We start from the raw sequence: 19,930 nt of genomic DNA, 5'->3' as shown, positions 1-19,930 counted from the left end.
GCGAGGTGAGCCTGCATCCGTTGTGCCCAGCTCCCCGCCGGGTATGCCGCCCGGACGGACGTCCTGGAATGCGAACGCGCACACCTCGCCATTCGGGGCATTCCCGGTCATACCCCGGCGGAAAACCGGTCGGCCGCTGTCCGCGCCGCGCCGTACACTGGGCGGAGCGAAAAGCGTGGATGGGGACGAGTAGCGGCGTACGCAGCCCAGAGCGACCCGGGGACGGTGGGAGCCCGGGGGTGAGCGCGACGTGAAGATCACCCCGGAGCCGCCGGAAGAAACCCCCGCGGGGGCGGTAGAACCGGCATCGCGACCCCAATGAGGGGGCTCACCGGAGCGCGCGCCGCGCCGGAGGGCCAAGGAGGGTGGTACCGCGGGAGCGCGCCGACGGCGGCGCAGGGATCGAAACAGCTCTCGTCCCTCCGGACGGAAGGCAGCAAGTCCGCCGGAGGAAGCCCGCTGATGACATCGCCGACGTACCGCCAGGTACCCGCCCAGGTCGACCTGCCCGCCCTCGAGCACGCGGTGCTCGACTTCTGGCGTGAGCAGAAGATCTTCGCCAAGAGCCTGGAGCAGTCCGAGGGCCGCCCCGAATGGGTGTTCTACGAGGGTCCGCCCACCGCCAACGGCATGCCGGGCGCCCACCACATCGAGGCCCGCGTCTTCAAGGACGTCTTCCCCCGCTTCCGCACCATGCGCGGCTACCACGTGGCCCGCAAGGCCGGCTGGGACTGCCACGGCCTGCCCGTGGAGCTGGCGGTCGAGAAGGAGCTCGGCTTCTCCGGCAAGCAGGACATCGAGGCGTTCGGCATCGCCGAGTTCAACGCGAAGTGCCGTGAGTCGGTGACCCGCCACACCGACGCCTTCGAAGAGCTCACGACCCGCATGGGCTACTGGGCCGACCTGCAGGACCCGTACCGCACGATGGACCCCGAGTACATCGAGTCCGTCTGGTGGTCGCTGAAGGAGATCTTCAGCAAGGGCCTGCTGGTCCAGGACCACCGCGTCGCCCCCTGGTGCCCCCGCTGCGGGACCGGCCTGTCCGACCACGAGCTGGCCCAGGGCTACGAGACGGTCGTCGACCCGTCGGTCTACGTCCGCTTCCCGCTCACCTCGGGCCCGCTGGCCGGCGAGGCCGCGCTCCTGGTGTGGACGACCACCCCCTGGACCCTGGTCTCCAACACGGCCGTCGCCGCGCACCCCGAGGTGACCTACGTCGTCGCCACCAACGGCGAGGAGAAGGTGGTCGTCGCCGAGCCGCTCGTCGCCAAGGCCCTGGGCGAGGGCTGGGAGACCACCGGCCAGACCTTCACCGGCGCGGAGATGGAGCGCTGGACCTACCGGCGCCCCTTCGAGCTGGTGGAGTTCTCCGAGCCGGCGCACTACGTGGTGAATGCCGAGTACGTCACCACCGAGGACGGTACGGGCCTGGTCCACCAGTCACCCGCCTTCGGTGAGGACGACCTCAAGGTCTGCCGCTCCTACGGCCTGCCCGTCGTGAACCCCGTCCGCCCCGACGGCACCTTCGAGGAGGACGTCCCCCTGGTCGGCGGCGTCTTCTTCAAGAAGGCCGACGAGAAGCTCACCGCGGACCTCGACGAGCGCGGCCTGCTCTTCCAGCACATCCCGTACGAGCACAGCTACCCGCACTGCTGGCGCTGCCACACCGCGCTGCTCTACTACGCGCAGCCGTCGTGGTACATCCGCACGACGGCCGTCAAGGAGCAGTTGCTGCGGGAGAACGAGAACACCAACTGGTTCCCGGACACGGTCAAGCACGGCCGGTACGGCGACTGGCTGAACAACAACATCGACTGGGCGCTGTCCCGCAACCGCTACTGGGGCACCCCGCTGCCGATCTGGCGCTGCGAGGACGATCACCTCACGGTCGTCGGCTCCCGTGCCGAGCTCACCGAGCTGACCGGCACCGACCAGTCCGCCCTCGACCCGCACCGCCCGTACATCGACGAGGTCACCTTCGCCTGTCGCCACGAGGGCTGCGGAAAGACGGCCACGCGCGTGCCGGAGGTCATCGACGCCTGGTACGACTCGGGTTCGATGCCGTTCGCGCAGTGGGGCTACCCGTACAAGAACAAGGAACTGTTCGAGGCCCGCTACCCGGCGCAGTTCATCTGCGAGGCCATCGACCAGACCCGCGGCTGGTTCTACACCCTGATGGCCATCGGCACGCTGGTCTTCGACAAGTCGTCGTACGAGAACGTGGTCTGCCTCGGTCACATCCTCGCCGAGGACGGCCGCAAGATGTCCAAGCACCTGGGCAACATCCTGCAGCCGATCCCGCTGATGGACCAGCACGGCGCGGACGCGGTCCGCTGGTTCATGGCGGCAGGCGGTTCGCCGTGGGCGGCCCGGCGCGTGGGACACGGCACCATCCAGGAAGTCGTCCGCAAGACGCTGCTGACGTACTGGAACACGGTCGCCTTCCAGGCCCTGTACGCCCGTACGTCGAACTGGGCGCCGAGCGAGGCCGACCCGGCCCCGACCGACCGTCCCGTCCTCGACCGCTGGCTCCTGTCCGAACTGCACGCGCTCACCGACCAGGTGACCCAGGCGCTGGACTCCTACGACACCCAGCGGGCGGGCAAGCTGCTGTCCGCGTTCGTCGACGACCTGTCCAACTGGTACGTGCGCCGCTCACGCCGCCGCTTCTGGCAGGGCGACAAGGCCGCGCTGCGCACCCTCCACGACGTGGTGCGCACGGTCACCCAGCTGATGGCACCGCTGACCCCCTTCATCACCGAACGGGTCTGGCAGGACCTGATCGTTCCGGTCACCCCGGGCGCGCCGGAGTCGGTGCACCTGTCCTCCTGGCCGGAGGCGGACCCGTCCGCGATCGACCCGGAGCTGTCGCAGCAGATGGTGCTGGTGCGGCGGCTCGTGGAGCTGGGCCGTGCCACCCGCGCGGAGTCGGGCGTGAAGACCCGCCAGCCGCTGAGGCGCGCGCTGATCGCGGCGGGCGGCTTCGACCGCCTGGGCCCCGAACTGCACGCGCAGATCACGGAGGAGCTGAACGTCGAGTCCCTGGCGTCGCTGTCCGAGGTGGGCGGCTCCCTGGTGGACACCACGGCGAAGGCCAACTTCCGTGCGCTGGGCAAGCGGTTCGGCAAGCGGGTCCAGGACGTGGCGAAGGCGATCACGAACGCGGACGCCGCCGCGCTGTCCCTGGCGCTGCGCGAGGGCACGGCCTCGGTGGAGGTCGACGGTGAGACGGTGACGCTCGCCCCGGACGAGGTGATCATCACGGAGACCCCGCGCGAGGGCTGGTCGGTGGCGTCCGACGCCGGTGCCACGGTCGCCCTGGACCTGGAGATCACGGAGGAGCTGCGCCGCGCGGGTCTCGCCCGTGACGCGATCCGGCTGATCCAGGAGGCCCGTAAGAACAGCGGCCTCGACGTGGCCGACCGCATCGCCCTGCGCTGGACGGCCACGGAGCCCGCGACCGTCGCCGCACTGACGGAGCACGCCGCCCTGATCGCCGACGAGGTCCTGGCGACGGACTTCGCCCAGGGCGAGGCCGACGGCACGTACGGGCACACGTTCACGGACGAGGGGCTGTCGCTGACGTTCCGCCTGCGCAAGGCGTAGGGGCACAGCCGGGAGACACAAAGGCCCGGGTCCGCCGAGGAGATTTCTCGGCGGACCCGGGCCTTCGGCATGGCGTACGTCGCACATCCCGCCCAGGGCCGAACAAACGCCGCATACTCCGTGAACACGCGTAGCGAAAGGGCGGGGCCCCGGGTTGGTGAACCCGGGGCCCCGCCCTGAACGCTGCCGACTGCTACGCCGTACTCATGGCCACGGGGCCGTCAGTTGTCGTCCTCGTCGATCAGGAAGCCACGCATCGGCGAGGGCGCCTGGCCCATCGGCGACGGGCCCTGCGGACGCACCGGCGCCATCGGCTGGGTCATCGCCGGCTGCATCTGCTGCTGACCGCCGTACGACGGGCCGGAGGGACCGCCGGGGCCGCCACCCATGCCCTGGTTGCCGCCGTAGGACGGCGCGCCGGCACCGGCCGGGGCCATCGAGGGCGCCGGGGACGGCGGCAGCGACGGAGCGGCGCTCGCGGGCTGGCGCGGCGGGGCGAGCGAGTCGTCCGCCTGGGTCTCCAGTTGACGCAGCTGGGACTCCAGGTAGGACTTCAACCGCGTGCGGTACTCGCGCTCGAAGCCGCGCAGGTCCTCGACCTTGCGCTCCAGCGTGGCGCGGGCGGACTCCAGGGAGCCCATCGCGACGCGGTGCTTCTCCTGCGCGTCCCGCTCCAGGGCGTCGGCCTTGGCGCGGGCGTCCCGCTCGAGGCCCTCGGCACGCGAACGCGCCTCACCCACGATCTTGTTGGCCTCGGAACGGGCCTCCGCGATCGCCTGGTCGGCGGTCTGCTGAGCCAGCGACAGCACCCGCGCGGCGCTGTCGCCACCGGGGCCCTGCTGACCGGGCATACCGGGGCCGCCCATGGGACCGCCCATCGGGCCACCGGGGCCCATCTGCCCCTGCATCGGGCCGCCCTGGCCCATCGGACCGCCCTGGCCCATCGGCCCGGGACCCTGGCCCATCGGCCCGGGACCCTGACCCATGGGGCCGGGACCCTGCGGGCCGCCCTGTCCGCCGGGGCCGGCGGGCAGCTGAGGAGCACCGCTCGGCAGCTGGGGCGGGCCACCCATGGGGCCACCCATCTGCTGCTGCGGCGGGCCCGATATGCCGGCGGGCACGGGAGCGCCGGGACCTCGCATGCCCTGCTGGGGCATGCCCGGGGGCGGCCCCTGCTGTTGCTGCTGGTCCTGCTGCTCGGGAGGCTTGCGCATGTTCTGCTGGTTCTGGGCGGCCGCGCGCGTGGCCGCGGCCAGCTTGGCGCGCAGGTCCTCGTTCTCGCGGAGCAGGCGCGTCAGTTCGGCTTCGACCTCGTCGAGGAAGGCATCGACCTCGTCCTCGTCATAGCCTTCTCGGAGGCGGACGGTCGTGAACTGCTTGTTCCGCACGTCCTCGGGGGTCAACGGCATCTCTTCACCTCAACGTAGTCATCGGCAGTCGGCAAGACCGTATCGTCCACAGTCACCTCGCGAGATTGCCCACGATCGAGATCAGGATGTAGACGATGATCATCAGGACGAAGAAGGACAGGTCGAGCGCCACGCCCCCGAGACGCAGCGGCGGGATGAACCGCCGCAGAAGCTTCAGCGGTGGATCGGTGACAGTGTAGGTGGCCTCCAGGACGACCACCATCGCCTTGCCGGGTTGCCACGAGCGGGCGAACTGGAACACATAGTCCATGACCAACCGGAAGATGAGCACGATGAGGAACACCATCAGCGCGATGTAGATCACCTGCGCGAACACGCCCATGGCCTGCTTTTCCCTCTCCCCTGTGCCCTGCTCGATCCGGTACTGCGTCTCAGCTCTGGTTGAAGAACCCGCCCTCTGCGATGCGGGCCTTGTCCTCCGCCGTGACATCGACGTTAGCAGGCGACAACAGGAACACCTTCTGCGTCACCCGCTCGATGCTGCCGTGAAGACCAAACACCAAACCGGCCGCAAAGTCGACAAGTCGCTTGGCGTCTGTGTCGTCCATCTCAGTCAGATTCATGATCACCGGAGTTCCCTCACGGAAGTGTTCCCCGATGGTACGGGCCTCGTTGTAGGTCCGGGGGTGAAGCGTGGTGATCCGGTAAGGCTCTCGTTCCGACACGACCTTGGGCATGATCACCGGTGCGTTCTTCTCCAGGCTCGCGCGTTCTTGTGTGATGGATGCCACGGGCGCGATCCGCGCCGGGCGTGGCGATTCCGCGGGGAGCGAAGCGGCACGGGCGACCGGTTCGCGCGGCGCGGGAGGGTGTACGACTCGTACCTCTTCGTCCCTTTGGGGTTGATGTGCGCCGTGGGATTGGTGCGACGGCTCGTGCCGCCGGTGGTCCCGCTCGGGCTCCGGGTCGAGTTCGGGTTCAAAGTCGTCGTCTGGGTCGAATCCGCGGCCGTCGTACCCATCGTCCTCCACGAGGCCGAGGTAGACCGCCATCTTGCGCATCGCGCCGGCCATGCTCCGAGTCCTCCGCTCTGTGGTGGATCCGCTGACGACCGCCAAGTGCCCGCGATCCACTAGGTCTTTACGTCCGCTGTTCGGCGGAACTGACCATATTTTCTGCTGTGGTCCGACTTCCTGGCGACGTTACCCGAGCCTGGGGCGGACTCCGAGTACCGCACTGCCGACGCGCACATGTGTCGCTCCGGCGGCCACGGCCTGTTCGAGGTCCGCACTCATCCCTGCCGAGACCATGGTCGCAGTCGGACGGACCCGGCGCAGGTCGGTCGACAAATCCATCAACCGCTCGAACGCCGCCTGTTCACGCCCGGCGTATTCCCCGGTGAGCGGGGCGACAGTCATCAGTCCGTCGAGCCGCAGCCCCTCCGCCCCGGCCACCAGGCCGGCCAACTCCTCGACGCCGCCGGGCGCGACACCCCCGCGCTCTCCCCGGCCGCTCGCTCCGGCGTCGAGCGCCACCTGGATCAGGCAGCCGATCTCGCGGCCGGCCCGCACGGCCTCCCTGGAGAGAGCCGTCACCAGCCGGGAACGGTCCACGGACTGCACGACGTCGGCGTAACCGACCACAGACCGCACCTTGTTGGTCTGAAGCTGGCCGACGAAGTGCCACACAAGGGGCAGATCCGCACACGCGGCGGCCTTGGGGGCGGCGTCCTGGTCACGGTTCTCGGCGACGTGGCGCACACCGAGTTCCGACAGGATCCGCACATCGCTCGCCGGGTAGGTCTTGGTGACCACGATGAGGGTCACCTCGTCACGCGCGCGTCCGGCGGCGGCGCACGCGGCGGCGATCCGCTCCTCCACTCTCGCCAGGTTCGCGGCGAGTTCGTCCCTACGGTTCGTCATGTCCCATTCAGTCCAGCCACACGTGGCCCGCGAGCCGCCCCGTGGTGCGGTCGCGGCGGTACGAGAAGTGATCCGGCGACTCCAGCGTGCACACCGGCGACCGTTCCCGGTCGCGCACCCCGAGCCGTTCGAGCTGGGCGTGCACGCCCGCGGCCACGTCGACCGCCGGTGTGCCCCAGCTCGTCACGGCGTGCGCGGCCGGCTCGACGGCGGCCACCTCGGCACGCATCGCCTCCGGCACCTCGTAGCACCGGCCGCACACGGCGGGTCCGGTGCGGGCGACGATCCGGGCCGGGTCGGCACCGAGTCCGGCCATGGCCCGGACGGCGGCGGGGACCACCCCGGCGACCAGCCCGGGCCGGCCCGCGTGCGCCGCGGCGACGACCCCGGCCACGGGGTCGGCGAGCAGCACCGGCACGCAGTCGGCGGTGAGCACCGCGAGGACGAGTCCGCGCCGCGCGGTGACGATCGCGTCGACCTCCGGCACCGGACGGTCGCCCCACGGCTCGTCGACCACGACGGCGTCGGCCCCGTGGACCTGGTTCATCCAGACCACCCGGGCGGGGTCCACACCGAGGGACCTGGCGGTCCGTTCGCGGTTGGCGCGTACGGCGCCGGGGTCGTCGCCGACCGCTCCGCCGAGGTTGAGCTCCTCGTACGGAGCGGCGCTCACCCCGCCCCACCGGTCGGTGAAGGCGAAGTGGGCGCCGCTCACGCTCTCGCGCTGTCCTATCACTTCAGGAAGTCCGGCACGTCCAGTTCCTCGGCCGCGCTGTCGTAGGTCCGCGACGGCGGGACCGGGGGCTGGACGACGGGGATGTCGGCCACCGGCTCCGGCGCCACCGGCTCCGGGTCCTCCTTCGGCGTCACGCTGCCGAGCGAGCCGAAGGACGGGCGGCTCTCCGGCTGCCGGGCCGGGGCGGGCTCCTCGCGCTTGGCCGAGGACGAACCGAGGACGTTGTCCCGCTTGGAGGGCGGCTGGCCGCCGTCGAAGCCGGCCGCGATCACGGTGACGCGGACCTCGTCGCCGAGGGCGTCGTCGATCACCGCGCCGAAGATGATGTTGGCCTCGGGGTGGGCGGCCTCGCTGACCAGCTGGGCGGCCTCGTTGATCTCGAACAGACCGAGGTCGCTGCCGCCGGAGATGGAGAGCAGCACCCCGCGGGCACCGTCGATGGAGGCTTCGAGCAGCGGCGAGGAGATGGCCATCTCGGCGGCGGCCACCGCGCGGTCGTCGCCGCGGGCCGAGCCGATGCCCATGAGGGCGGAACCGGCCTCGGACATGACCGACTTGACGTCGGCGAAGTCGAGGTTGATCAGACCGGGGGTGGTGATGAGGTCGGTGATGCCCTGGACACCGGAGAGCAGGACCTGGTCCGCCGACTTGAAGGCGTCGAGGACCGACACCTGGCGGTCGGAGATGGAGAGCAGCCGGTCGTTCGGAATCACGATGAGGGTGTCGACCTCTTCGCGGAGCTCCGCGATGCCGTCCTCGGCCTGGTTCGCGCGGCGCCGCCCCTCGAAGGTGAACGGGCGCGTGACCACACCGATGGTGAGGGCGCCGAGCGAGCGGGCGATGTTGGCCACGACGGGCGCGCCGCCGGTGCCGGTGCCGCCGCCCTCACCGGCCGTCACGAAGACCATGTCGGCCCCCTTGAGGACCTCCTCGATCTCCTCGCGGTGGTCCTCGGCGGCCTTGCGGCCGACGGCCGGGTTGGCTCCGGCGCCGAGTCCGCGGGTGAGTTCACGGCCGACGTCGAGCTTGACGTCGGCGTCGCTCATCAACAGGGCTTGCGCGTCGGTGTTGATGGCGATGAACTCGACGCCCTTGAGACCGACCTCGATCATCCGGTTGATGGCATTGACACCACCGCCGCCGACACCGATGACTTTGATGACTGCGAGGTAGTTCTGCGGTGCTGCCACGTCGAAGGCCTCTCGCCTCGAGTTACGTGTCGCCCGACCGCTGAGGCACTGATGCCCCGCGATCCGACGACTGATGCCGAATGGGACGGTCCGTAGCGCCGACCCGAACCCTAACCTTGAAGTTTAGGGTTACCAGTGTGTCTGTTCCCTGGAGTCTTCTGAACAGGACACTAAGTCGACAAGTGGCGCACGTTCAACGAACACGCCGAACCTCCCGTTTTTCTTTTCACCCTATGTGATCAGCCATAGCGCTGCCCAACCAGGGTGCTGGCCTGCGCTGATGTGCGTCAACTCCCTGATGACGCCGGGGCCGTGGGAACGCTGACGTCGAAGTGCCGCGCGCGGGGCTCCGCTTTCATCAGCGCGGTGAGAGTCCGGCCCTTCTCGGCCCCCTTCTCGCCGCTCCCCCAGTCGACCGTACGGCCGTCCGTCAGCTCGAGCGAGATGGCGTCGTAGGAACGGATCTTGACGCTCCGGGTCACCCGCGCCACGGGGCCCGGAAGGGCGCCGGCCACCCGGACCGCCTCCCGCGTCAGCCGGTCCTCGCCGAAGCGGCGCAGGCCGGCCGCCGCGGAACCGGTCCCCGGGACTTCCCATTTCAGCTCGGGCACTCCCCGGGGAGCCTTGGAAACCGTGGCGAAACGGACACCTTCGTGGTCCACTTCGATGAACTTCCCGCCTCGGTGGACGAGAAGAACGGGGGTGCGCTCCGTCACGTCCAGGGTGATCTCGTCCGGCCACGAACGGACCACGTCGACCGTGTCGACGCGGGGCAGCACCTTCGCCAGGCGGGCCTCGATCTCCTCGGTGTCCACGGAGATCAGCTGTTCGCCGAGGGGGACGTCGGCGGCCTCACGCACCCGGGCGGGCGTCAGGACGTCGGTCCCCGAGACGGAGACCCGCTCCACGCGCACCAGGTCCGATCCGTAGAGGAGCCAGAACCCCCCGGTGCCGAGGAACACCAGGACGACGGCCGATGCGATGATCCGACGATAGCGCCGTCGCCCGAACCGCCCGAACCGCCCGGCGAGCGGCGGGCCGGAGGACTCCCGCTTGCGTTCACCGCGCTCCGCGGTGGTCGATCCGGCCACGCTCCCTGCCCTCCGTCACCCGCGTCTAACGGTGCGCACGGGCGGCGATCGCCTCGTACACCATGCCGACGAGCAGGTCGTCGGCATCCCGGCGGCCGAACTCGGCGGCGGCACGGGACATCTCGTACAGCCGGTGCGGGTCGGCGAGCACCGGCAGCACGTTGTGCTGCACCCACTCCGGCGTCAGTTCCGCGTCGTCGACCAGCAGTCCGCCGCCGGCCTTGACCACCGGCTGGGCGTTGAGCCGCTGTTCGCCGTTGCCGATGGGCAGCGGGACATAGGCGGCCGGGAGCCCGACGGCGGAGAGTTCGGCGACGGTCATCGCGCCCGCACGGCAGAGCATCATGTCGGCCGCGGCGTACGCGAGGTCCATCCGGTCCAGGTAACTTACCGGGATGTAAGGGGGCATTCCCGGCATCTGGTGCACCTGCGGCAGTTCGTTCTTCGGACCGACCGCGTGCAGGATCTGGATACCGGCCTGCTGGAGCCACGGAGCGACCTGCTGGACGACCTCGTTGAGCCGGCGGGCGCCCTGCGAGCCGCCGGTGACCAGCAGCGTCGGCAGGTTGGGGTCGAGCCCGAACGCGGCGCGGGCCTCGGGGCGGACGGCGGCCCGGTCGAGGGTGGCGATGGAGCGGCGCAGCGGGATGCCGATGTAACGGGCGTTCCGCAGCTTGCTGTCGGGCGTGGAGACGGCGACCTGGGTGGCGTAGCGCGAGCCGATCTTGTTGGCCAGACCGGGCCGGGCGTTGGCCTCGTGGATCACGATCGGCACGCCGAGCCGCTTGGCCGCGAGGTAGCCGGGCAGGGCGACGTATCCGCCGAAGCCGACCACGGCGTCCGCCTTGGTGCGCTCCAGGATCTGCTCGGTCGCCTTGATGGTGCCGCGCAGCCGGCCCGGGACGGTGATCAGCTCGGGGGTGGGCTTGCGTGGCAGCGGTACGGCGGGGATCAGCGCCAGCTCGTACCCGCGCTCGGGTACGAGACGGGTCTCGAGGCCGCGCTCCGTGCCCAGGGCCGTGATGCCCACGGCCGGATCCTGCCTGCGCAGGGCGTCCGCGAGGGCGAGCGCGGGCTCGATGTGGCCCGCGGTTCCTCCGCCGGCGAGTACGACATGCACCGAAATTCACCGCTCTCCGGACGAACGCGCCACCGGGGCGCGCCGTCGCATCGTGTTCCATCTCCGGGGCCGCTGAGAACCCCCGATCCGCTTTTTACCAAAGCGGGGTTGCCGCATCGCAAGCGCCATCCGCGCAGCGGGGTCCTCACGCGCGAAGGCGATCAGCAGCCCGATGGCGAACATGGTCGGCAGCAGGGCGGACCCTCCGTAGGAGAACAGCGGGAGCGGGACACCGGCGATCGGCAGCAGACCGAGCACCGCACCGATGTTGATCACGGCCTGGGCCGTGATCCAGGTGGTCACGCCTCCCGCGGCATACCTCACGAAGGGATCCTCCGTGCGTCCGGCCACGCGGATACCCGCATAGCCTAGAGCCGCGAACAGGGCGAGTACCGACAGCGTCCCCGCCAGGCCCAGTTCCTCACCGGTGACGGCGAAGATGAAGTCCGTGTGGGCTTCTGGCAGTTGGCCCCATTTCTCCACACTCGCGCCAAGTCCGGAACCAAAGATTCCGCCGGAGGCGAGGGCGTAGATCCCGTGCACGGCCTGCCAGCAGTCGACCGGGCCCGCCTGGGGCTCGGTGGCGCCGAGGCAGGAGAGCCGGGCCATGCGGTTGGGACTGGTGCGGATGAGGACGGCGCCGAGCAGCGCGGCGACCGACAGCACGCCGACGAACAGCCGGGTCGGCGCTCCCGCCAGCCACAGCAGACCGAACAGGATGGCCGTCAGGATGATCGCCGTACCCATGTCGCCGCCCAGCATGATCAGCCCGAGCAGCATGAAGGCGGCCGGCACCAGCGGCACCAGCATGTGCTTCCACTGGGTCAGCAGCCGCTTGTCCTGCTTGCGGGCCAGCAGATCGGCGCCCCACAGCACCAGCGCGAGCTTGCCGAACTCACTGGGCTGGAGCTGGAAGGTACTGCCGACGGCGATCCAGTTCTGGTTCCCGTTGACCGCGACTCCTATCCCCGGCACCTGCACCAGGATCATCAGGACGACGGCGCCCGCGAGGATGGGGTAGGCCAGCGCACGGTGCAGCTTCACCGGCATCCGGGAGGCCGCGAGCAGCAGGACGGCGCCGATCCCGGCCGCCAGGAGCTGCTTGAGGAAGAAGTACGAGCCCGGCAGCGACATCTGCAGCGCCGTGATCTGGGAGGCCGAGTAGACCATCACCAGGCCCAGCACGGTGATCAGCAGACTGCCGCCGAGGATCAGGTAGTACGCGGTCAGCGGCCGGTCCCAGGCCCGGCGCGCCCGGGTGACCAGGGCGCGGAAGGGGTTCTCGCGCGGGGGCCCGGGTACGACGGGTCGCCGGGCGGCCCGCTGGACGGGCGGGCGCCCGGTACGGCTACTGGGCATCACGACCTCCGCCGTACACCGGACAACAGGCCCTAGACGGTCCCACGCGTCCCTCCCAAGGTCGCCCGGCGCCAGGCGGCCGGGATTCAGGCGCCGAGCTCGCGCACCGCCTGTGCGAACGCGTCACCGCGCTTGTCGTAGTTGGCGAACATGTCCATCGAGGCACAGGCGGGGGCCAGCAGGACCGTGTCGCCGGGCCGTGCGAGCCGCTTCGCCTCCTGGACGGCCTGGAGCATCGCCCCAGTGTCGGTCCGGTCGAGGTCGACGACGGGTACTTCCGGGGCGTGTCGCGCTAGGGCTTCGCGGATCAGGGCACGGTCCCTGCCGATCAGCACGGCACCCCGCAGCCGCTTCGCCGAGCCCGCCACCAGCTCGTCGAAGGTGGCGCCCTTGGCGAGGCCGCCGGCGATCCACACGATCGACTCGTACGCGGCCAACGAGGCCTCGGCGGCATGGGTGTTGGTGGCCTTGGAGTCGTCGACGTAGGCGACGTCGTCCAGGTCGGCGACGTGCGCGATCCTGTGGGCGTCCGGGGTGAAGGCACGCAGGCCCTCCCGTACGGCGCCCGCGGGCACCCCGTAGGCCCGCGCGAGGGCGGCGGCCGCAAGGGCGTTGGCGATGTTGTGCGGGGCCGCGGGCCTGACGTCGGAGACCTCGGCGAGTTCCTGGGCGTTCTTCTGGCGGTTCTCGACGAAGGCGCGGTCGACCAGCAGGCCCTCCACGACGCCGAGTTGGGAGGGGCCCGGCGTGCCCAGGGTGAAGCCGACGGCGCGGCAGCCCTCCTCCACGTCGGCCTCGCGGACCAGGTCCTCGGTGGCCTTGTCGGCCACGTTGTAGACGCAGGCGACGCGATTGCCCTCGTAGACACGGCCCTTGTCCCTGGCGTACGCCTCCATGGAGCCGTGCCAGTCGAGGTGGTCGGGGGCCAGGTTGAGCACGGCGGCGGAGTGGGCGCGCAGGGACGGCGCCCAGTGGAGCTGGTAGCTGGACAGCTCCACCGCGAGCACGTCGTACTCCTCCTCGCCGAGCACCGCGTCGAGGAGGGAGACGCCGATGTTGCCGACGGCCGCGGTGCGCAGCCCGGCCGCCTTCAGGATGGCGGCGAGCATCTGGACGGTGGTGGTCTTGCCGTTGGTGCCGGTGACCGCGAGCCAGGGGGCCGCGCCGGGCTTCCTGAGCCGCCAGGCGAGCTCGACGTCGCCCCACACCGGCACCCCGGCCTCGTCCGCGGCCGCGAACAGCGGCTTGTCCGGCCTCCAGCCGGGAGCGGTGACGATCAGCTCGGTGCCCTCGGGAAGCGTGTCGCCGTCGCCGAGGCGGACGGTGATACCGAGCGCCTCCAGTCCGGCGGCCTGCTCCCGCGCGCGTGCGTCGTCCCCGTCGTTGACGACGGTGACCTTCGCGCCGAGCCCGTGCAGCACCTTGGCCGCCGGGACGCCGGAGACGCCGAGGCCGGCGACGGTGACGTGCTTGCCCTGACATTCGAAAGGCACCGAGGAGGTGGTCACTTGTCCGCTGCCCATCCCGCGTAGAAGAGGCCGAGTCCGACGATCACACAGATGCCCTGGATGATCCAGAAACGGACCACCACGAGGACTTCGGACCAGCCTTTGAGTTCGAAGTGGTGCTGGAGCGGCGCCATCCGGAAGACGCGCTTGCCGGTGAGCTTGAACGAGCCGACCTGGATGACCACCGACATGGTGATGAGGACGAACAGACCGCCCAGGATGGCCAGCAGCAGCTCGGTGCGGGAGCAGATCGCGAGGCCCGCGAGCACACCGCCGAGCGCCAGCGAACCGGTGTCGCCCATGAAGATCTTGGCCGGGGAGGTGTTCCACCACAGGAAGCCGAGGCAGGAACCCATCAGCGCGGAGGCGACGACCGCGAGATCCAACGGGTCGCGCACCTCGTAACAGGCGCCCGGGTTGGTCAGCGTCTCGCCGTTGGCGCAGGACTCCTGGAACTGCCAGACGCCGATGAAGGTGTAGGCGCCGAAGACCAGGACGGAGGCGCCGGTGGCGAGGCCGTCCAGACCGTCGGTCAGGTTCACGCCGTTGGACATGGCGAGGATCATGAACAGCGCCCACACCACGAACAGCACCGGACCGATGGTCCAGCCGAAGTCCGTGATGAACGACAGTTTGGTGGACGCCGGGGTCTGACCGCGGGCGTCCGCGAACTGCAGGGAGAGCACCGCGAAGGCGATACCGACGATCAGCTGGCCGGCCATCTTGGCCTTGGCCCGCAGACCCAGCGACCGCCGCTTGACGATCTTGATGTAGTCGTCCAGGAAGCCGACCATGCCCATGCCCACCATGAGGCCGAGCACCAGCAGACCCGAATACGTCGGGGTGTAACCGGTGATCGCCTTGGACAGGAAGTAGGCGGCGACCGTCGCCAGGATGAAGGCGATACCGCCCATCGTCGGCGTACCGCGCTTGCTGGCGTGCTCGCGCGGGCCGTCGTCACGGATGTACTGCCCGTACCCCTTGCGGGCGAGCAGCTTGATCAGCAGCGGGGTGCCGACCAGGGTCAGGAAGAGGCCAATGACTCCTGCGAACAGGATCTGCTTCATCATCGGGCGGCGACCTCACCCTCGGCACCGGTCTCGAGCAGCGCCTGCGCCACGCTCTCGAGCCCGACCGAACGGGACGCCTTCACGAGAACGACGTCTCCCGGGCGCAATTCGCTGCGCAACAGGTCGACCGCCGCCTGTGCGTCGGACACGTGCACCGACTCCTCACCCCACGAACCCTCGTTATATGCGCCCAGTTGCAGCCAGGCGGCTTCCCTGCCCCCGACCGCGACGAGCTTGCTGACGTTGAGCCGGACGGCGAGCCGTCCGACCGCGTCGTGCTCGGCGAGCGCCTCGTCCCCGAGCTCGGCCATCTTGCCGAGCACCGCCCACGTACGGCGTCCCTTGCCCATGGCCACCAGCGCGCGCAGCGCGGCCTTCATGGACTCGGGGTTCGCGTTGTAGGCGTCGTTGACGACCGTCACGCCGTCCGGGCGCTCGGTGACCTCCATCCGCCAGCGGGAGAGGGAGCCCGCCTCGGAGAGCGCGCGGGCGATCTCGTCTGCGGACAAGCCCAACTCGTGGGCGACGGCGGCCGCGGCGAGCGCGTTCGACACGTGATGCTCACCGTACAGGCGCATGGTCACATCGGATGCACCGGAGGGTGTGTGAAGCCTGAAGGAGGGCTGTCCGCTGTCCGTGAGTCGCACGTTCTCGGCGGAGACGTCCGCTTCGTCGGACTCTCCGAAAAGGACCACCTTCGCCTTCGTACGGGAGGCCATGGCCCGGACGAAGGGGTCGTCCGCGTTGAGGATCGCGATACCGCCCTCCTCGGCCGGGGGCAGGGCCTCGACCAGCTCGCCCTTGGCCTCGGCGATCTGCTCCCGGCCGCCGAACTCGCCGATGTGGGCGGAGCCGACGTTCAGGACCAGGCCGACCCTGGGCGGTGTCAGACCGGTGAGGTAGCGGATGTGGCCGATTCCGCGCGCTCCCATCTCCAGCACCAGGAACTTCGTCTCCTCGGTGGCGGTGAGCGCGGTGAGCGGCAGCCCGATCTCGTTGTTGAGGGAGCCGGGGGTGAAGACGGTCGGCGCCTTGCTCCCGAGCACCTGGGCGATGAGGTCCTTGGTGCTGGTCTTGCCGGCCGAGCCGGTCAGCGCGACGAGGGTGGCGCCGAGCCGGCCGACGACGTACCTGGCGAGGGCCCCGAGGGCGGCCTGGACGTCCTCGACGACGATCGCGGGCACGCCGACGGGCCGGGAGGCCAGCACGGCGGCCGCTCCCGCCTCGACGACCGCGGCGGCGTAGTCGTGTCCGTCCACGCGCTCGCCGACGAAGGCGACGAACAGGCTGCCCGGACCCGCCTCCCGCGAGTCCCGGACCACCGGCCCGGTGACCTGGACGGACGGATCCGGTATGTCGTGCGTCTGCCCGCCGACGACTTCAGCGATCTCGGCGAGGGAGAGGGCGATCACAAGTTCATCCCTGGGTCTTCTTGATGGCTTCCCGAAGCACCTGGCGGTCGTCGAAGGGACGCACCACCCCGGCGATGTCCTGCCCCTGCTCGTGGCCCTTGCCCGCGACCAGCACGGTGTCGCCGGGCCGTGCCCGGGCGACGGCGGCGGCGATCGCGGCGGCCCGGTCCTCGAAGACCTGCACCTCGCCGCGCTCGTGGGCGGGCACGGAGGCCGCGCCCTGGAGCATGGTGGCGAGGATCGCGAGGGGGTCCTCGGAACGGGGGTTGTCGGAGGTCAGTACGGCGGTGTCGGCGAGCCGCGCGGCGGCGGCGCCCATGGGCTCGCGCTTGGTCCGGTCACGGTCGCCGCCGCAGCCGAGCACGACGTGCACCTGCCCCTGGGTCACCTTGCGCAGGGCGCGCAGCACCGACTCCACGGCGTCGGTCTTGTGCGCGTAGTCGACGACGGCGAGGTACGGCTGCCCGGCGTCCACCCGCTCCAGCCGGCCCGGCACGCCCGGAACGGCGGCGACGCCGTCGGCGGCGGCCTGCGGGTCGAGCCCGGCGACGGCGAGGGCGACGATCGCGGCCAGGGTGTTGGCCACGTTGAAGGGGCCCGGCAGCGGCGAGCGGGCGGTGATCCGCTCGCCCTCGGGGCCGGCCACGGTGAACGTCGAGTCCAGCGGACCGACTTCGACGTCCTCGGCGCGCCAGTCGGCGTCGGGGTGTCCCTCGGCGGAGTACGTGACGACCGGGACCCCGGCCTCCTTGACGAGGCGGCGGCCGTACTCGTCGTCCACGTTGACCACGCCGAGCCGGCTGCGGGCGGGCGTGAACAGCTGCGCCTTGGCCTGGAAGTAGTCCTCCATCCCGGAGTGGAACTCCATGTGCTCCGGGCTGAGGTTGGTGAAGACGGCGATGTCGAAGACGCAGCCGTCGACCCGGCCGAGGACCAGGGCATGGCTGGAGACCTCCATGGCGACCGCTTCGGTGCCGCGCTCGCGCATGACGGCGAACAGCGCCTGGAGGTCGGTGGCCTCGGGCGTGGTGCGCTCGGACTTGATGCGCTCGTCACCGATGCGCATCTCCACGGTGCCGATCAGTCCGGTGCTGCGCACGGTCCTCAGACCGCCCTCGACGAGATAGGCGGTGGTGGTCTTGCCCGAGGTTCCGGTGATGCCGATCTGGAGCAGATCGCGGCCCGGCCGGCCGTAGATGGTGGCGGCCAGCTCGCCCATCCGGGCGCGCGGGTCGTCCACCACGAGCGCCGGCAGTCCGGCCGCGGCGACGCGCTCGGCGCCGGACGGGTCGGTCAGCACGGCGACGGCGCCGAGGCCGGCGGCCTGGTTGACGAAGTCGGCGCCGTGGGCGCGGGCGCCCGGGAGGGCCGCGTACAGGTCGCCGGGGCGGACGGCCCGCGAGTCATGGGTGATGCCCGTGACCTCGGCGGCCTGCTCCGGCGCGGGTGCACCCAGCTGACCGGCGAGTTCCGCGAGGGGTGTGGCGGAGACCTGAACCGGACGGGGCGGTCCCGGATATGTCACGGGGTGGCCCTTCTGGGCGGATTGGGACTGATCGGCGTGTGGCACGGCGGTGAGCGTACCGGGCTCACCGGCCGGGGGGCCAAGCGAGGGGCGGGGGGTGTTCTGGTTCCCGGGATCGGGGGTGATCGTTGTCACGAGGTGGTTCCTGGGGGCTCGGTGCTCGGTACGGGTCAGGGTGTGAAGGTGACCGGGAGGGCGGCGGGGGCGGCACCGGTGGGCGGCACCTGGAGGGTCTTCAGGGCGAACTCCATGACCTGCTTGTACACGGGTCCGCAGATCTGGCCGCCGAAGTAGCTGCCCTCGGTGGCGTTCTGGATGACGCAGTAGACGGTGATCCTGGGCTTGTCGGCGGGCGCGAAGCCGGCGAAGGACGAGGTGTAGCCGTGGTACTTGCCGGTGGCCGGATCCACGCGGTTCGCCGTACCCGTCTTCCCCGCGACCCGGTACCCCGGGATGCGTGCCTTGGTGCCGGTGCCTTCCTCGTCGTCCACGACCGACTCCAGCATCCGGGCGAGCGTCTTCGCCGTCTTCTCGCTGACGACGCGGGTCTTGCCGGGTTTCGGGGCGGGGGTGAAGCGTCCGTCGGGGCCCTTGGATCCGCGCACGAGGGTGGGCTCGACGCGGACGCCGCCGTTGGCGATGGTCGAGTAGACGGAGGCGGCCTGCATGGCGTTGATGGACACGCCCTGGCCGAAAGGGATCGTGTACTGCTGGGAGGTGGACCACTCGTCGGGCGGGGCGAGGATGCCCTTGGTCTCGCCGGGGAAGCCGAGCCCGCTGTGGCTGCCGAGGCCGAACCTGCGCAGGTAGTCGTAGAGGACCTTGTTGGCCTGGGCCTGGGTCCTGCCGAGCTGGCCGGTGGCGAGGATGGTGCCGATGTTGCTGGACTTGGCGAGCACCCCGTTGAGCGTGAGGTACCAGGTCGGGTGGTCGACGTCGTCCTTGAAGAGCCGGTCGCCGCGGTGCAGCCGGTTGGGCACGACGACGTGGGTGCCCGGGGTGGCGACGTTCTCCTCCAGGACGGCGGCCATGGAGAGGACCTTGGCCGTGGAACCGGGTTCGAAGGCGTCCTGGAGGGCCGCGTTGCCGAGCGCCTTGGGATCGGCCTCGGAGAGGTCGCCCGGGTCGAACCCGGGTGCGTTGGCCATCGCGAGGACCTCACCGGTGCGGGTGTCCTGGACGATGACGTAACCGCGGTCGGCCGCCGACTTCCTCACCTGCTCGCTGATGGCGTTCTGCGCGGCCCACTGGATGTCACGGTCGATGGTGAGCTCGATGTCGCTGCCGGGCACGGCCGGGGTCTCGGTGGAGCCGCCCGCGGTGGGCACCAGACGACCCCCGGACTGGGCGTAACGGATCTTTCCGTCCTCGCCGGCCAGCCGCTTGTCCAGCTGCAGTTCGACGCCGCCGCCGCCCTTGCCCTCGGCGTTGACCCAGCCCAGTATCCCGGCGGCGAGCTCGTTGTTGGGGTACACCCGCTTGCTGGTGGGCACGGAGAACACGCCGGCCAGGACGTTGGCGGTGGACTCGTCCGTCTCCGCCTTCTTGGCGAGTGCGGCCTTCAGGTCCTTGATCTGCTTCCAGACCTGCGGGGTCTGGCGGCCGGCCAGTTTGACGTAGCGCAGGGCCTCGTTCTCCGGCCGAAGCTTCTCGACCAGGTCGTCCTGGTCCGCGCCGAGGATCGGGGCGAGGAGGGCTGCGGCCTGCTCGGGGCCGTCGGCGATGTCCAGTTCCTCCGGTGCGAACATCGTGGGGTCGGCGGTGATGTCGTAGGCGTCCTCGCTGGTCGCGAGAGCCACGCCGTTGCGGTCGGTGATCTCGCCGCGTTCGGCGGCCAGTACCTGGCCCACGTAGCGGTTCTGCTCCGCCTTGCCGGCGTAGGTGCTCGCGTCGACCGCCTGCACCTGGACCAGGCGTACGACGAAGGCGAGCATGACCAGGGTCAGGCCCACGCCGACCAGGCGCAGCCGGGGGCGGGGGCTGCCCAGGCGGATGACCTTCGGCGCCGCGGGGCGGGGGCC

At 70.6% G+C, this 19,930-nt stretch carries 15 protein-coding genes; 1 reads left to right on the top strand and 14 read right to left on the bottom strand.

Translation table 11 applies throughout. The features are described 5' to 3' along the window. Positions 1 to 462: 462 nt before the first annotated feature. Positions 463 to 3,606 carry an isoleucine--tRNA ligase gene (gene ileS, locus BU52_RS23125; protein ID WP_037937550.1) on the top strand — a complete coding sequence of 1,048 codons (3,144 nt, stop codon included), beginning with the start codon at positions 463 to 465 and terminating at the stop codon, positions 3,604 to 3,606. A 221-nt stretch (positions 3,607 to 3,827) separates the two neighbouring features. On the opposite strand, the gene BU52_RS23120 is transcribed toward ileS, so the two are convergent. The 14 genes from BU52_RS23120 to BU52_RS23055 form a co-directional block, all read right to left on the bottom strand. Continuing rightward, complete coding sequence (locus tag BU52_RS23120; protein ID WP_037937548.1) at positions 3,828 to 5,015, bottom strand: DivIVA domain-containing protein; 1,188 nt, start codon at positions 5,013 to 5,015, stop codon at positions 3,828 to 3,830. A gap of 52 nt (positions 5,016 to 5,067) precedes the next feature. Then, complete coding sequence (locus BU52_RS23115) at positions 5,068 to 5,358, bottom strand: YggT family protein (protein ID WP_037937545.1); 291 nt, start codon at positions 5,356 to 5,358, stop codon at positions 5,068 to 5,070. Between the two features lie 49 nt (positions 5,359 to 5,407). Next, positions 5,408 to 6,049 carry a cell division protein SepF gene (locus tag BU52_RS23110; protein WP_037937542.1) on the bottom strand — a complete coding sequence of 214 codons (642 nt, stop codon included), beginning with the start codon at positions 6,047 to 6,049 and terminating at the stop codon, positions 5,408 to 5,410. 129 nt (positions 6,050 to 6,178) lie between these two features. Further along, the gene (locus BU52_RS23105; protein WP_037937540.1) at positions 6,179 to 6,898 is read right to left on the bottom strand and encodes a YggS family pyridoxal phosphate-dependent enzyme; all 720 of its coding nucleotides are present in this window, start codon (positions 6,896 to 6,898) and stop codon (positions 6,179 to 6,181) included. A gap of 7 nt (positions 6,899 to 6,905) precedes the next feature. Then, positions 6,906 to 7,634: a peptidoglycan editing factor PgeF gene (pgeF, locus tag BU52_RS23100; RefSeq protein ID WP_037937537.1), complete on the bottom strand. Its 729-nt coding sequence runs from the start codon at positions 7,632 to 7,634 to the stop codon at positions 6,906 to 6,908. After that, positions 7,631 to 8,824, bottom strand: a complete 1,194-nt coding sequence (ftsZ, locus tag BU52_RS23095) for a cell division protein FtsZ (RefSeq protein WP_037937536.1) — start codon at positions 8,822 to 8,824, stop codon at positions 7,631 to 7,633. The genes pgeF and ftsZ overlap by 4 nt, the downstream gene beginning before the upstream one ends. A 287-nt stretch (positions 8,825 to 9,111) precedes the next feature. Next, positions 9,112 to 9,915 carry a cell division protein FtsQ/DivIB gene (locus BU52_RS23090; RefSeq protein WP_037937534.1) on the bottom strand — a complete coding sequence of 268 codons (804 nt, stop codon included), beginning with the start codon at positions 9,913 to 9,915 and terminating at the stop codon, positions 9,112 to 9,114. Between the two features lie 25 nt (positions 9,916 to 9,940). After that, the gene (murG, locus tag BU52_RS23085) at positions 9,941 to 11,035 is read right to left on the bottom strand and encodes an undecaprenyldiphospho-muramoylpentapeptide beta-N-acetylglucosaminyltransferase (RefSeq protein ID WP_037937531.1); all 1,095 of its coding nucleotides are present in this window, start codon (positions 11,033 to 11,035) and stop codon (positions 9,941 to 9,943) included. Between the two features lie 6 nt (positions 11,036 to 11,041). Then, the gene (gene ftsW, locus BU52_RS23080) at positions 11,042 to 12,394 is read right to left on the bottom strand and encodes a putative lipid II flippase FtsW (RefSeq protein ID WP_037937528.1); all 1,353 of its coding nucleotides are present in this window, start codon (positions 12,392 to 12,394) and stop codon (positions 11,042 to 11,044) included. 86 nt (positions 12,395 to 12,480) lie between these two features. Then, positions 12,481 to 13,917 (bottom strand): UDP-N-acetylmuramoyl-L-alanine--D-glutamate ligase, encoded by a 1,437-nt coding sequence (gene murD, locus BU52_RS23075; RefSeq protein WP_037937526.1) that lies wholly within the window; start codon positions 13,915 to 13,917, stop codon positions 12,481 to 12,483. Continuing rightward, positions 13,899 to 14,969 carry a phospho-N-acetylmuramoyl-pentapeptide-transferase gene (gene mraY / locus BU52_RS23070; protein WP_037937726.1) on the bottom strand — a complete coding sequence of 357 codons (1,071 nt, stop codon included), beginning with the start codon at positions 14,967 to 14,969 and terminating at the stop codon, positions 13,899 to 13,901. The genes murD and mraY overlap by 19 nt, the downstream gene beginning before the upstream one ends. Beyond that, positions 14,969 to 16,384, bottom strand: a complete 1,416-nt coding sequence (locus tag BU52_RS23065; protein WP_037937525.1) for a UDP-N-acetylmuramoyl-tripeptide--D-alanyl-D-alanine ligase — start codon at positions 16,382 to 16,384, stop codon at positions 14,969 to 14,971. Before BU52_RS23065 ends, mraY begins: the two co-directional genes overlap by 1 nt. Positions 16,385 to 16,388: 4 nt before the next feature. After that, positions 16,389 to 17,909, bottom strand: coding sequence for a UDP-N-acetylmuramoyl-L-alanyl-D-glutamate--2,6-diaminopimelate ligase (locus BU52_RS23060; protein ID WP_037937725.1), 1,521 nt, complete (start codon positions 17,907 to 17,909; stop codon positions 16,389 to 16,391). Positions 17,910 to 18,079: 170 nt separating this feature from the next. Next, the coding region (locus tag BU52_RS23055; protein WP_037937523.1) for a peptidoglycan D,D-transpeptidase FtsI family protein at positions 18,080 to 19,930 on the bottom strand (1,851 nt) is incomplete at its 5' end.

Origin of the sequence: Streptomyces toyocaensis, assembly GCF_000725125.1 — a bacterium.
Taxonomy (GTDB): domain Bacteria; phylum Actinomycetota; class Actinomycetes; order Streptomycetales; family Streptomycetaceae; genus Streptomyces; species Streptomyces toyocaensis.
This window is presented reverse-complemented; position numbering and strand designations above follow the sequence as displayed.